Raw genomic sequence first — 12,534 nt, forward strand, 5'->3', positions numbered from 1 at the left:
CCCACGCCCCCGCCGTTCCCCCGGGCAAGGACACGACCGGGCGCCACCCGTGACCAAACATCGCGTCGCCACGCCGCCCAAGGCGCATTGGTGGATGCTGTGCGCGCTGCTGGCGTTCACGGCTTTGCTCCTCGGCCTGCATGCCCTGATGTTCGGGGGGTTCAACGGGGGCGAGGTCGCGCCCGCCGGTCCGTCCGCGCAGGTCCCGGACTCGATTCGCTCGGGCGGCGGGGTGATCGACACCCGCCAAGGCAGGCCGGTCGCCGCGCGCCCGCACGACAAGACGATCGCGCTGACCTTCGACGACGGGCCCGACCCGGAATGGACGCCGCAGGTACTGGCCGTGCTCGCGCGCTACCAGGTGCTTGCCACGTTCTTCGAGACCGGCGCACACGTCGCGCAGTATCCCGACCTGACACGGCAGGTACTGGCGGCCGGACACGAGATCGGCAATCACACCACCAGCCACGCGGATCTGCGCGGCACCAGCGCGGTGCGGGAAAACCTCGAGTTGCACGCCACCGATCTCGCCATCGCCGACGCCGCGGGCGTGGTTCCTTCGCTGGTCCGGCCGCCCTACAGCGCGACCCCCGACAGCCTTGACGACGCGGAATGGCAGGCAGTACAGCGGATCGGCGCCGACGGAAAGCTCGTCGTGCTGTCCGACCTCGATTCGCAGGACTGGCGCACGCCCGGTGCCGACGAGATCGTCACGAACGCGACACCCAAGGACAACCACGGCGCGGTAGTGCTGTTCCACGACGCCGGCGGCGACCGGGCGCAGACCTTGGCGGCGCTGGAGGCGCTCATCCCCACGTTGCGAGCGCAAGGCTGGACGTTCGACACGGTGAGCGGGTCGGTGGGGATCACCGCCGGGGACGCACCGGCGAACCTGAGCACGCGGTCGGCGGGCTGGCTGTTCGTGTTCGCCGTCGGCTTGAGCGACTTCGCGGCGAACCTGCTCCCCGTGCTCATGGTCACGGCCGGCGTGCTCGCGATCCTGCGCACCTGCCTCGTGCTGGGCGCAACCGCCGCGCACGTGCGGCGGCGACCGCCCGAACGCGGACCGGTGCGCGAGCCGGTGACCGTGATCGTGCCCGCATACAACGAGGAAGCGGGCATCGAGGCCACCGTCCGGTCGGTGCTCGCCTCGGACCATCCCGTCGAGGTGATCATCGTCGACGACGGGTCGACCGACGGCACAGCCGGCATCGCGGCGAAGCTCGTCTCGCCGAGAGTGCGGCTGGTCCGGCAGCAGAATGCCGGCAAGGCGGCTGCGCTCAACACCGGTCTCGCCGCGGCACGCACCGACCTGGTGGTGATGGTCGACGGCGATACCGTGCTCGAACCGACGGCCGTGCGCGCGCTCGTGCAGCCCTTCGCCGACCAGAACGTGGGCGCGGTGTCGGGCAACGCGAAGGTCGCCAATCGCGGCGGTTTACTCCGCACCTGGCAGCACATCGAATACGTGATCGGGTTCAACCTCGACCGGCGCATGTACGACGTGCTCGAATGCATGCCGACCGTGCCCGGCGCCGTGGGCGGGTTCCGGCGATCCGCGATCCTGCGCTCCGGCGGGGTGCCGGTCGACACGCTCGCCGAGGACACGGACCTCACCATGGCACTGGAACGTGACGGCTGGCAGGTGGTGTACGAGCCGCACGCCATCGCATGGACCGAGGCACCCGCCACCCTGGGACAGCTGTGGAAGCAGCGTTACCGCTGGTGCTACGGGACCCTGCAGGCGGTCTGGAAGCATCGCCGGTCGATCATCGAACGTGGGCAGGGCGGCCGGCTCGGCCGGCGCGGGCTGCCCTACCTGCTGCTGTTCCAGGTGCTGCTGCCGGTACTGGCCCCACTGGTGGACCTCGCCGCGATCTTCGGGCTGTTCACCGAACAGTGGCAGCTCATACTCGGTTACTGGCTGCTGTTCCTGGCGCTGCAGGCGATCCCGGGTGTGATCGCGTTCCGGCTGGACCGCGAGCCGCTGAAACCGTTGCTCGTGCTGGCGCTGCAGCAGTTCGTCTACCGCCAGCTGATGTACCTCGTGGTGGTTCAGTCCGTGGTGACCGCGCTCGCCGGCGCCCGGCTGCCGTGGCACAAACTGCAGCGCCGCGGCATCCGCGGGGTCACCACGGAGCACAGCTGGGACGAAGTCACCGAGCCGATCACGATGAACAGGACCTGATGGCCGCCGGTTCAACGCTGCTGGTCCGCTCGCCCGCCGGTCCGGTTGGCCTGTGCGGCATGCGCGATCGTGCTGAGCCCACTGGCGGCGGCGCGGCGCCACGGCGGCACACCGTCGATCTCCACCTGCAAGGAGAAGCTGAGGAAGGTGCGGATCAGCACGATCAGCCCGAGGACCGCGACACTGTTCAAGGTCGGCGTCACCGCCACCGTCCTGATCAGGTCGGCGGCCACCAAGATCTCCAATCCCAGCAGCAGCACTCCGCCGAAGGTTTCCCGGAGAGCCCGGTAGGCCCGCCGTCCGCCCTGCTCCCGCCACACCCGGACCGCCACGAGTAGCGACCACAGCAGTCCCACGACCAGGGCGAGTGCCCCTGCCGCCTCGAACCCCTGGGCCACGTGCTCCATCACCGCGGAGAAGGTCATCCGCGCGGCTTCCCGCCTCGCCGCGGCCTGACGCCGCGCTCATCTTCCATGGCGGCCCCTCCTATCGTCGCCGGCGCTGATGATTCGCGATCCGCCGTGAAGGTTCCTCGCCCCGGCGGGATGAAAAACCGCCGTACGTGAGAAGCGGGCGGGCACCAATCCTTCACCCCTGCAAGGTGAGGTCACGGCGGGCAAGCCGGCAGATCCTGGAACCGGCACGCGTGGATGGCGACGAGAGGGGCTGTCATGAGTGCTTCCGAGCCGCAAGGCGCCACGGCCACCCGCAAGCGGTTCCGGCTGGGTCCGGGACAAATCGCCGGGCTCGTCGTGGTCGTGCTGGCGATCATCTTCATCGTCCAGAACCGGACCGAAGTCAGGGTCTACTTCTTCACCGCGACCGTGACCGCCCCGCTGTGGCTTCTCCTGACGATCATGGCCGCTGTCGGCCTGGTGGTGGGCATCCTCCTCCGGTGGCGTGCCGGGAAGACCCGGCGGGGCTGAACGACGATCCCGGCACGTCGTCGCGCCGACGCGTGCGCCTGCGCACCAGGAGTGTCACGGTGGTCGCTCCGAGCAGCGCCAGTACCGATATCTGCGGCCAGCCGAGCACCGGGCCCGTCCCGGTTGGGCGGTAGTTGCCGTCGGCCAACCCCGCCGCACGTTCGAAATGGTTGCGCGACCCGGGAAAGAAGAACTCGTCGATCCAGTAGGCCACCGGGAAGGCGAAGGGGCCGGCTGCCACGGTGAACCACGCCCATTGGGAGCGATGGCGCGATTCGTGCTCGGCGAGGCTGCGCGTGTGCGGGTAGGACGACACGGGGGCGGCCAGGACGACATCACCGACGTTCACCGCGACGTCGGGCATGAGATTGTCAGACTTGGCCGCGACGTAGTAGTCGCGCGGGGTGTATTCGCAGACCTGGCCACCACGCAACTCGGTGTAGAGCAGAGCCAGTCCGGTGGGCACCCACGTGGCGATCTTGGCTGCCAGACTGGGGAAACTGCCGTCATTCTCGGGCTCTGAGATCACTGGAGCGAGGTAGTCGGGATCGGCGCAACTGGGCGTCGGCGTGATCGCCGCCCCGAACCGGCTGACGGAGCCGACGACGGTGAGCGCCAGCGCGACGAGGACCGCGGCACGGCGGACACGCGGGAGCCGGCCGGTTCGCTGTCCGACCCGGCGTACTCGCCGGCCGTGCCACCACAGGAGCAGACCGAACACGCCGCCGACCGCGACCGCCACGACCATCGAAATGACCATCGAGGACACCCGGCGCGCGGGCGTTGCCGATCGCGTTCCAGCAGCCACGAGCCGGCTCCTCCTCCCCGTACGGTCCATTTCAGACTCGTGGGATCGATCCGGATGGGCGCCATCCGCTGGAGGTGAGGATCCGGACCGCCCTCACACCAGGTGAGCGATGCCCGAGCCGATGAGGTAGGCGCCGAACCCGGCCGAGACGAGGACGATGATCGTGCGGCCGTGTTCGGCCAGCCAGGTGTTCACGGCGGTGATCACGCGGATCGTCGCGTCCGGCCAGATCACGTGGGCGATGATCGGTATCTCGATGACCAGCATGTAGATCGCGGCGACGAGCACGACGCTCAGCACGGCCACCAGCACGCGCTCATGGGCTTTGGCGATGGCGTGCAGCGAGGCGAGATACAACGGCGACGGCGTGTACATCACGACACCGACGCCCAGCAAACCGATAAGTCCGAGCTCGCGACGCTGTTTGGCCGCTTTGGGCCCGCGCGGTGGCCGGAAGCGGACGACGACCGCGAAGGCCACCAGGACGATGCCGAGGGAGAGGTCGATCCACGGCGGCACCGTACGGTGCTGGCGGCTCTCGAGCCCGCTGCCTTGTAGTGCCAGCACGACGACGAAACCGACGCCGAGAGTGATGAGCACGGCGCCGGTCAAAAAGATCAGCGCCCGGCTTCGGGGTCGCGGGTTGGCCAGGAGGAACGCGATGAACAGCAGGGCCGGCGGGGAGATCGCTGCTCCCAATGCCGCCGGCAGCGCCTCGGCCAACATCGCTGAACCTTCTCCCTTCGTGGCGCCGCTGCGACGCGATGCGCGGAAGGATCGCGATCCGCTCCGCGCCGGAACGTCCGGGGGTGCGGGCAGGGTCGCCGGGTCCGGATCACCAGGCATCGCCCGCTCCGGCTGATACGCCGCCGGATCGAGCCGTCCGGGCGGCTGTCTTGCCGGTAGGCGAGACCAGGAACCTGGGCTTCTCCATGGCCAGTCCCGCGGCACAGCCGGGCAGGGAATGTCATCTTCGCTGGGCGATGCCTGACCGGTCGCAACGTCGGACCGTGCAGGCGCATACACACCCGAGGAGGTCATGATGGCCCAAGCGCACCTGACGCTCGAGCAGGTCCAGGACGCGATTGAGCGCGCCGTCGCCGGCAGCTGACCACGGTGCGGAACGGGCGGAGATGACGGCGCGGGCCGATCCACGTGCCTTGGTGCGTAGCCGGAGCTATGTGGGGCTGCTGCTGGTGGCGGCGTTGCTCGGAGCGCCCATTTCCGCGGCCGCGTACGGTTTCCTGGCGCTGGTCGGCTACCTGCAACGCGAGCTGTTCGTCCACCTTCCGGCCGAGCTGGGTTTCGCGGCGGCACCGGCCTGGTGGCCGCTGCCGCTGCTGGCCGTCGCGGGCCTGCTGGTCGCCTGGGTGATCCGGTACCTGCCCGGAACCGGCGGCCACTCGCCCGCGGACGGGTTCAAGGCGGGCGGGACACCGGCTCCGATCGAACTGCCGGGCGTAGTGGCGGCCGCGCTGCTGACGCTGTGCCTGGGCGCCGTGCTCGGTCCCGAGGCGCCGCTGATCGCGCTCGGCGGCGGGCTCGCCGTGCTGGCCGGAAGGCTGCTGCGGCGTGACATGCCGGCACCCGCCATGGCGGTCGTCGCGGCGGCGGGCAGTTTCGCCTCTGTCAGCACGTTGCTCGGCTCACCGATCCTCGGTGCGTTCCTGCTGATGGAGGCCTCGGGACTCGGTGGAGCGATGCTCAGCCTCACGTTGCTGCCCGGCCTGCTGGCGGCCGGAATCGGGGCGCTGGTCTTCGTCGGCCTCAACTCCTGGACCGGTCTGGGCACGTTCTCCCTCTCGATACCGAACCTGCCGCCGTACACCCATCCCAGCCTTGCCGAGTTCGGCTGGGCGCTGGCCATCGGACTCGCCGCCGCGCTCGTGGGCACAGCCGTACGGCGGTTCGCGCTGCTGATCCGCCCGCACGTCGAGAAGCGCTCGTTCGTCCTTACGCCGCTGCTGGGGATCGTCATCGCCGGCCTCGCCATCGGCTATGCGCAAACCACCGGCAAGAGCTCGTCGGACGTACTGTTCTCGGGTCAGACGGCACTGGGTCCACTGATCACGAACGCGTCCGGCTACTCCGTCGGGGCCATCGTCCTGTTGTTGGTGTGCAAGGGGCTCGCGTACAGCCTGTCACTGAGCGGATTCCGTGGCGGGCCCGTCTTTCCGTCGCTGTTCCTCGGCGCCGCAGGCGGTGTGGCGTTATCGCACCTGCCTGGGATGTCGCTCGTGGGCGGCGTGGCCATGGGCATGGGCGCGCTGTGCGCGAGCATGCTCATGCTCCCGCTCACCTCCGTCATGCTGGCGACCCTGCTGCTGCTTTCCGACGGCGCGGCCGTGATGCCGCTGGTGATCGTGGCGACCGTCGTCGCATACGTGGTCACCTCCAGGCTCACGCCTCGACCCGCCGCCACGGCCGGTGCAACGCAGCGAGATGACGAGCCATAGCCGAAAATCGTTCGCCTGCTGGGCCTTCCTTCGCGGCGTCATACCCCGCGGACCGACCCCCAGTCATCCCAGTACGTGACGTTCTCCACCGGCGGCCGGGCGGCCGGGCGGAAGTCACCTCCGGTCGTATAGGCCACCGGCAGCAGCGCCACCTGGGTAACGGACTCGTAGGGAATCCCGAGCAGCGACGCCACTTCCTCCTCTTTGGACAGGTGCAGCGTCGTCCACGCCGATCCCAGTCCCCGGGAACGCAGCGCGAGCATGAAGCTCCATGCCGCCGGGATGATGGACCCGAAATGGGAGGCGGACGCGACGTTCGGGGTGTTCTCCACCCTGCCCTCGATGCAGGGGATCACGTGCACCGGAATGTCAGCCAGGGAGTCGGCCAGGACAAGGGCGCTCTCGTACACCCGCCGGGTCTGTGGGTGGCTCGCCTGGTCGTTCGCCGACTGCAGGTAATCCCTGCCGCTCTCGCGGTAGAGCCGGGCCAGCTCCCGCCGCTTGGCCGCATCGGTGACCACCACCCACCGCCAGGCTTGGCCGTTGCCACCGGTCGGTGCCTGCACGGCGAGGCGCAGGCAGTCCAGGATCACCTCGGCAGGGACGGGCCGGGCCGGGTCGAGGCGCTTGCGCACCGAACGGGTCGTCGACAACAACCGGTCGGTCTGGGACAGGTCGAACCGCGGAGAAGAACTCATGAAGGACTTCCTTGATCAGTCGTAGCCTCGAAGGCACTAATCTGCCTGCAGGGGTCAGTCGGCGTCGCGCGAGAAGAGCGATTCGAGCGTCCGCAGGGCAGCTGCCTGGTTCTCCTCGAGGTGTGCCTCGAGTTCACGCTCGACCGCGCCGGCGTCACGAGTCCTTGCCGCGTCGAGGAGTTGCGCGTGCCGTGCCCGGTTGTGCTCGAGCTGGGCGGGCGGCGCCTCGACGGGATCGAACGCCAGGCGGGTGAAGCGTTCGGAGGCGTCCCACAGGACCTGCAGGATGCGAAGTTCCCAGTTGCGGGCCGCCGGCAGGACGTACAGGCGGTGGAACTCGGCATGACCATGCCAGCTTTCCTCGGTCACCGGCAGCCGGAACATGCCCTCGAGCTGATCCTCCAACATCGCCAGCTCGACCGCGGTCCGCGACGGGGCCGAAAGGGCGGCCAGCCGGGGCTCGATCCACAGTCGCATCCGGTAGATGGACTGGAGATCCTCGGCGTGCAGCGGATTGACGATGGCGCTCCGTGACGGGCTGAGGGACACCAGGCCCTGCGCCTCCAGCTTGCGCAGCGCCTCCCGCACCGGCACATGACTGACACCTATCCGCTCCGCCAAACTCTGTGCCACGAAAGGTTTTCCTGGTGGCAGGGTGCCGGAAAGTATCAGCCGGCGGATCTCGTGCACCGCGACGTCGACAGCCGACAGCTTGCTGTTCGCCGACAGTCTCCCGGGGCTCATCGGCCTCCCTCTACGATCCCGCAGTTCGCGCTTATCCTATCAGAACGACGACAACATATCAGATCTACGGTTTGCTATCAGATGCTTGAGATCCTATAAGTTCGTTCGGTAATGTGCGCGCTATCGCAACCGCAAAGGAGGACCTCATGGTGTCGACACCGCGGTTGGCCCACGTCGTTCTGCAGACTGCCCAGCCTGACGTGCTCACGGACTGGTACTGCAGGTTGCTGGACGGCCACGTCGTCTACTCGGGCAAGGGGCTGACCTTCATCACCTTCGATGACGAGCACCATCGCATCGCGCTGCTGACGCTGCCCGGCCCGGAACAGGTGCGACCGCCGAGCGCTCCCGGCATGCATCACGTGGCGTTCACCTTCGACGATCTCGACGGACTCCTGGAGCGCTACCAAAGCCTTGCCCAGCAAGGGATCCGGCCAGTGGCCCCCGTGCAGCACGGGGTCACCACTTCGCTGTACTACCGCGATCCGGACGGCAACTACGCCGAGATGCAGATCGACAACTTCCCCATCCCGGACGAGGCCACGGCCTACATGGAGGGCCCGGAGTACGACGCGGACCCGGTCGGCCCCGCGTTCGACGTCGACCTCATGGTGGCGGCCCGGGCGCAGGGTGCGCCGGTCGCCGAGTTGATCCGCCGCGCATGGGCGCTGTCCGGCCCGCGGCTGCCGCACCCCTGGGAGTTGTTCGCGGCGGCGGAAACCGCCTGATCACCCCGTTGCCCACGACAGGAAGGTTCTGCGATGAGGTTCATGAATCACGGCGGCCGGCTGACGCTGGTCATTGACGACGACCGCGGCGTCGACGTCCACCGCGCCAGCGGTGGCTCGCTTCCGGCCGATCCGGCGCAGGCGTTCGAGCGCTGGGCGGATGTGCTTGCCTGGGCGAGGACCACCGATGCGGAGGCCGACGTCACGATCCGGTCCTCCGAGATCGGCCCGCCTTCGCCCGCGCCACGCCAGACTCTCGCGGTCGGCGTGAACTACGCCTCGCACGCCGCCGAAGCGCACATCGATCTTCCCGAACACCCGATGATTTTCGACAAGCTGCGCGCGGCCGTCGCCGGTCCGTACGACACGATCGAGATGTTCACCGATACCGTCGACTGGGAGATCGAACTGGCGGTCGTGATCGGAGCCACCGCGCGCCGCGTCCCGGCGTCGAGGGCCTGGGACCACGTCGCCGGCCTCACGGTGTCCCAGGACCTGTCCGACCGCACCATCCAACTCCGGCCCAAGGGGACACCGCAGTACGTGCTGGGCAAGTCGCTGCCCGGCTTCGGTCCGACCGGACCGGTGCTGGTCACGGCCGACGAGTTCGACAATCCTGCTGACCTCGAGCTGACCTGTCTGGTCAACGGAGAACAAGTCCAGCACGCGCGCACCTCGGACTTCATCTTCTCCATCGAGCAGATCATCGAGTATTTGTCGGCCAGCACAATTCTTTACCCCGGTGACGTGATCATGACGGGCACACCCGGCGGAATCGGCGGCACTCGCGTCCCGCCTCGGTTCCTGCGGATCGGCGATGTGCTGGAAAGCCGCATCGAGGGCATCGGCACGATGCGCCACACCTTCGCACCGGAAACCGCCTGACACCCTGGCGAAAGGCAACCAGATGAACACGGTGATCACCGTCGCTCCTACCGGGCCGATTGCCACCAAGGCCGACAATCCCTGGCTTCCGACACAACCGCACGAAATAGCCGATGCGGTCGAGGCAGCTTTCCGGGCTGGGGCGGCTGTCGCGCATATCCATCTGCGCGACGCGGAGGACCGCCCGACCGCGGACCTGGATATCGCTCGTCGCACGATGGATCTGATCGGCGAACGTTGCCCGATCCTGATCCAGCTCTCGACCGGCGTCGGTCCGGGTGTGCCGTTCGCCGAGCGGGAGAAACTGGTGGAACTCCGGCCGCGCATGGCGACCTTGAACCCGTGCAGCATGAGCTTCGGCAACGTCGAGTTTTCCAACCCGCCGACTGACGTGCGGCGCCTCGCCGCGCGCATGGCCGAGCTCGGCGTCAAGCCCGAACTCGAGATCTACGACACCGGCCATCTCGACGCATGCCTGCGCCTTCGCGACGAGGGACTGCTCCCCCACCAACCACTCCAGTTCTCCATCGTGCTGGGTGTGGCCGGTGGCATGGCCGCGACGCCGGACAATCTGCTCACGATGGTGAACCGCCTCCCCGAGGGTGCCGTGTGGCAGGTCATCGCCGTCGGCCGGACCAACCTCGAACTCGGCGCGATCGGGCTCGCGCTCGGTGGCAACGTCCGCGCGGGTCTGGAGGACACGCTGCACCTGCGACGCGGGGTCCTCGCCGAGGGCAATTTGCCGCTCGTGGAACGCGCGGCGGCACTGGCCCGGTCCCTCAACCGCGATATCGCCGACACCGCAGCCACGGCGGCCGCACTGCGACTCGCTGACGTCGGCGCGTCGGCCTCGTAACCTCGAACCACGTGCGATCAAAGGAGAAACTCCCGATGGGCAGAGAGATCGGCACCCACGTGCTGACCACGCCGCGGCACACGACGTCCTATCTGGAAGCCGGGCCGTCGGACGGTCCGTTGATGTTCTTCCTTCATGGCTTCCCCATGCTCGGCGCCACATGGCGGCCGCAGATCGACTACTTCGCCGAGCGGGGCTGGCGCTGCATCGCCCCCGATATGCGCGGCTATGGCGGCTCGTCGATCCCGGACGGCGTGGCGGCCTACGCCATCTCGGAGAGTACCGAAGACATGGTCGAACTCCACGACGCGCTCGGCGGGCGGCCCGCCGTGTGGGTCGGCCATGACTGGGGAAGCGGGGTGGTCTGGTCCATTGCCGCGGGCCGGCCCGAGCGTTGCCGGGCCGCCATCAGTCTCACCGTCCCCTATTTTCCGAACGGGTTCAGCTTTGCACGCGCCGTACCGCTGGTGGATCGGAGCCTCTACCCCGCTGACGAGTTCCCGCTCGGCCAATGGGAATACATGCAGTTCGCGATCGACGAACCAGAGCTCGTCTGCGAGGAGTTCGCGGCGGACCCGGAGGCGACCTTCGTGGCGTGGCTGCGCCGAGGCGATCCCGAGGCGCTCGGCAAGCCGGCCTTCACCGCGACGGTCCGGGCCGAGCGCGGGTGGTTCGGACCAGAACGGCGAGCGCCTCGGATGGAACGCGACGATGCGGTGCTCTCCCAAGAGATGCTGGGCACGCTCGTCCGGGCCTACCAGAAGACCGGATTCCTCGGCGGGAACCGGTGGTACGCCAACGCGGGCGGGAACCTGCGGCCCGCCGAACCCGCACGCGACGACGATCGGCTTTCCCTTCCTGTCCTGTTCGTCCACGCCGCGATGGACCGGGTCTGCGACACGGTCGACACAGGGTTCGCCGACCCGATGCGGGCGGCATGTGACGATCTCACCGAGGTCACGATCGATGCGGGCCACTGGCTCACCCTGGAGAAACCTGCCGAAGTCAACGCGGCGATCGCGAATTGGCTCAAGGATTCGTTCGGGCTATGAGCTTGTCCGCGAGGTCTCATCGGCCGCACGGTCCGGGTTCAAGACGCGCTCCATCATCTTGGCGCTTGCGCTCCTGCTCATGAGCCGGCTCATGAGCACGCCGAGCTGGTTGGAACGCCCGTCGATGACGGTCGGGCCCGGGTTCCGGCGCTCGAGGTGGGCCAAGGCGGTGGCGACGACATCTTCGGGCGTGCGCGTCTTTCCGGAGGTCAACACGCTGGCCGCCGGCCCCATCCCGGTGGTGAACTCCGTCGCGGTGGCGCCGGGACACACGGCGAATACGGTGAGGCCCGTGCCACGCATTTCCGCCCAGAGTGATTCGGTAAAGCTGAGCACGAATGCCTTGGCGGCACTGTAGACGGCCATTCTGGGGGAAGGAAAGTAGGCGGTTACGCCGGCCATGGTGATGATGAAGCCGTTGCCGGCGTGCACCATCTGTGGCAGGAACGCCGCGGTGATCTCGACCGGCGCCGTGACGTCGACGGCGATCTCCGCGGCGAGGCGTCCGGGATCCTCGTCGGCGAACGGCGCGAACGTACCGAACGCGGCATTGTTGATCAGGCTCGTGACTTCCACGCCTCGGTCGGCGACAGCCTTGCGAAGCTCGTTGCCGACCTCGGGGTGGGAAAGATCGAAGGAGATCGCCTCGACCCGGACGTTGTGGGTGCGGCGCAGTTCGTCCGCCATCGACGTCAACCGCTCGGCGCGCCGGGCGACGAGCACGAGATTCGAGCCGCGCGCCGCCAACGCCTTCGCGTAGGCGGCGCCGATCCCGGAACTCGCCCCGGTGACGAGAACGGTCTGTGCACGATAATCGGCAGTCATAGGGAAAAGCCTTTCGAGCGTGGCGTGGTTCATTGAATAGCCAACAGCTCTTTGAGCCGCCCTGTCCAAGTCCTGTTCGGCAACTCGCGATGCACCGGGTGCATGACGGTGGCGGAGATCGACGACCGATGCTCTCTTACGTGTCTCGGCCGAGGCAGTTCTTCGCGGATTCCCGGAAGTGGGCGACCAGCGGGTTGCGGTCGGCGGCACGGGTGACGACGGCCACCTGACAGGGGTCGATTCCCTCGACGGGGATGGTGGCGAGGTCGTCGCGCAGGGTGCTGCGCCGGTCGTCGGCCGGCACGATCGCGACGGCCCGCCCGTCGGCGACGACCTCGAGCTTGTCCTCGAAAGTGTCGACGAGGAGG

General features: G+C 68.3%; 13 protein-coding genes and 1 pseudogene. 7 read left to right on the forward strand and 7 right to left on the reverse strand.

Translation table 11 applies throughout. The annotated features are described in order from the left end of the window. Positions 1 to 2,188, forward strand: a 2,188-nt coding sequence (locus GKO32_RS37050) for a bifunctional polysaccharide deacetylase/glycosyltransferase family 2 protein (RefSeq protein WP_312869254.1), incomplete at its 5' end; no start/stop codon positions are given. Positions 2,189 to 2,199: 11 nt separating this feature from the next. On the opposite strand, the gene GKO32_RS37055 is transcribed toward GKO32_RS37050, so the two are convergent. Further along, positions 2,200 to 2,613 (reverse strand): DUF1622 domain-containing protein, encoded by a 414-nt coding sequence (locus GKO32_RS37055; RefSeq protein ID WP_154761579.1) that lies wholly within the window; start codon positions 2,611 to 2,613, stop codon positions 2,200 to 2,202. A gap of 246 nt (positions 2,614 to 2,859) precedes the next feature. On the opposite strand from GKO32_RS37055, the gene GKO32_RS37060 reads away from it, so the two are divergent. Then, positions 2,860 to 3,114, forward strand: coding sequence for a lipopolysaccharide assembly protein LapA domain-containing protein (locus GKO32_RS37060; protein ID WP_166459852.1), 255 nt, complete (start codon positions 2,860 to 2,862; stop codon positions 3,112 to 3,114). On the opposite strand, the gene GKO32_RS37065 is transcribed toward GKO32_RS37060, so the two are convergent. After that, complete coding sequence (locus tag GKO32_RS37065; protein ID WP_154761581.1) at positions 3,044 to 3,922, reverse strand: hypothetical protein; 879 nt, start codon at positions 3,920 to 3,922, stop codon at positions 3,044 to 3,046. The two genes, GKO32_RS37060 and GKO32_RS37065, sit on opposite strands and share 71 nt — an antisense overlap. Positions 3,923 to 4,015: 93 nt before the next feature. Continuing rightward, on the reverse strand, positions 4,016 to 4,648 hold the full coding sequence (locus GKO32_RS37070; RefSeq protein WP_166459853.1) for a GAP family protein: 633 nt from the start codon (positions 4,646 to 4,648) through the stop codon (positions 4,016 to 4,018). 437 nt (positions 4,649 to 5,085) lie between these two features. Between GKO32_RS37070 and GKO32_RS37075 the strand changes: the two genes are divergently transcribed. Beyond that, positions 5,086 to 6,378, forward strand: a complete 1,293-nt coding sequence (locus GKO32_RS37075) for a chloride channel protein (protein ID WP_312869256.1) — start codon at positions 5,086 to 5,088, stop codon at positions 6,376 to 6,378. Between the two features lie 38 nt (positions 6,379 to 6,416). On the opposite strand, the gene GKO32_RS37080 is transcribed toward GKO32_RS37075, so the two are convergent. Together GKO32_RS37080 and GKO32_RS37085 are read right to left on the reverse strand one after the other, a co-directional pair. Then, on the reverse strand, positions 6,417 to 7,076 hold the full coding sequence (locus GKO32_RS37080) for a nitroreductase family protein (RefSeq protein WP_154761584.1): 660 nt from the start codon (positions 7,074 to 7,076) through the stop codon (positions 6,417 to 6,419). A 54-nt stretch (positions 7,077 to 7,130) separates the two neighbouring features. Beyond that, positions 7,131 to 7,820 (reverse strand): GntR family transcriptional regulator, encoded by a 690-nt coding sequence (locus GKO32_RS37085; protein WP_154761585.1) that lies wholly within the window; start codon positions 7,818 to 7,820, stop codon positions 7,131 to 7,133. Positions 7,821 to 7,966: 146 nt separating this feature from the next. Here GKO32_RS37085 and GKO32_RS37090 point away from each other — a divergent pair, with 146 nt between their 5' ends. The 4 genes from GKO32_RS37090 to GKO32_RS37105 are packed head-to-tail and all read left to right on the forward strand — an operon-like array spanning position 7,967 to position 11,341. Next, entirely contained in the window at positions 7,967 to 8,548 is a 582-nt protein-coding gene (locus GKO32_RS37090; protein ID WP_154761586.1) for a VOC family protein, read from the forward strand. A gap of 33 nt (positions 8,549 to 8,581) precedes the next feature. Next, positions 8,582 to 9,433 (forward strand): fumarylacetoacetate hydrolase family protein, encoded by an 852-nt coding sequence (locus tag GKO32_RS37095; protein WP_154761587.1) that lies wholly within the window; start codon positions 8,582 to 8,584, stop codon positions 9,431 to 9,433. Positions 9,434 to 9,455: 22 nt separating this feature from the next. Continuing rightward, positions 9,456 to 10,289, forward strand: a complete 834-nt coding sequence (locus tag GKO32_RS37100; protein ID WP_154761588.1) for a beta-keto acid cleavage family enzyme — start codon at positions 9,456 to 9,458, stop codon at positions 10,287 to 10,289. 35 nt (positions 10,290 to 10,324) lie between these two features. Then, entirely contained in the window at positions 10,325 to 11,341 is a 1,017-nt protein-coding gene (locus GKO32_RS37105) for an alpha/beta fold hydrolase (protein WP_154761589.1), read from the forward strand. On the opposite strand, the gene GKO32_RS37110 is transcribed toward GKO32_RS37105, so the two are convergent. Together GKO32_RS37110 and GKO32_RS37115 are read right to left on the reverse strand one after the other, a co-directional pair. Beyond that, positions 11,336 to 12,166: an SDR family NAD(P)-dependent oxidoreductase gene (locus GKO32_RS37110; protein ID WP_154761590.1), complete on the reverse strand. Its 831-nt coding sequence runs from the start codon at positions 12,164 to 12,166 to the stop codon at positions 11,336 to 11,338. The two genes, GKO32_RS37105 and GKO32_RS37110, sit on opposite strands and share 6 nt — an antisense overlap. 136 nt (positions 12,167 to 12,302) lie before the next feature. Then, a pseudogene (locus GKO32_RS37115) lies at positions 12,303 to 12,534 on the reverse strand (hypothetical protein); the annotation flags it as partial.

This window comes from Amycolatopsis pithecellobii (genome assembly GCF_009707865.1).
Lineage (GTDB): Bacteria > Actinomycetota > Actinomycetes > Mycobacteriales > Pseudonocardiaceae > Amycolatopsis_E > Amycolatopsis_E pithecellobii.

Bases quoted from the DNA above. Each gene is read 5' to 3' on its own strand.
- GKO32_RS37055 (WP_154761579.1), bottom strand. From the start codon at position 2,613: ATGACCTTCTCCGCGGTGATGGAGCACGTGGCCCAGGGGTTCGAGGCG.
- GKO32_RS37060 (WP_166459852.1), top strand. From the start codon at position 2,860: ATGAGTGCTTCCGAGCCGCAAGGCGCCACGGCCACCCGCAAGCGGTTC.
- GKO32_RS37070 (WP_166459853.1), bottom strand. From the start codon at position 4,648: ATGTTGGCCGAGGCGCTGCCGGCGGCATTGGGAGCAGCGATCTCCCCG.
- GKO32_RS37080 (WP_154761584.1), bottom strand. From the start codon at position 7,076: ATGAGTTCTTCTCCGCGGTTCGACCTGTCCCAGACCGACCGGTTGTTG.
- GKO32_RS37085 (WP_154761585.1), bottom strand. From the start codon at position 7,820: ATGAGCCCCGGGAGACTGTCGGCGAACAGCAAGCTGTCGGCTGTCGAC.
- GKO32_RS37090 (WP_154761586.1), top strand. From the start codon at position 7,967: ATGGTGTCGACACCGCGGTTGGCCCACGTCGTTCTGCAGACTGCCCAG.
- GKO32_RS37095 (WP_154761587.1), top strand. From the start codon at position 8,582: ATGAGGTTCATGAATCACGGCGGCCGGCTGACGCTGGTCATTGACGAC.
- GKO32_RS37100 (WP_154761588.1), top strand. From the start codon at position 9,456: ATGAACACGGTGATCACCGTCGCTCCTACCGGGCCGATTGCCACCAAG.
- GKO32_RS37105 (WP_154761589.1), top strand. From the start codon at position 10,325: ATGGGCAGAGAGATCGGCACCCACGTGCTGACCACGCCGCGGCACACG.
- GKO32_RS37110 (WP_154761590.1), bottom strand. From the start codon at position 12,166: ATGACTGCCGATTATCGTGCACAGACCGTTCTCGTCACCGGGGCGAGT.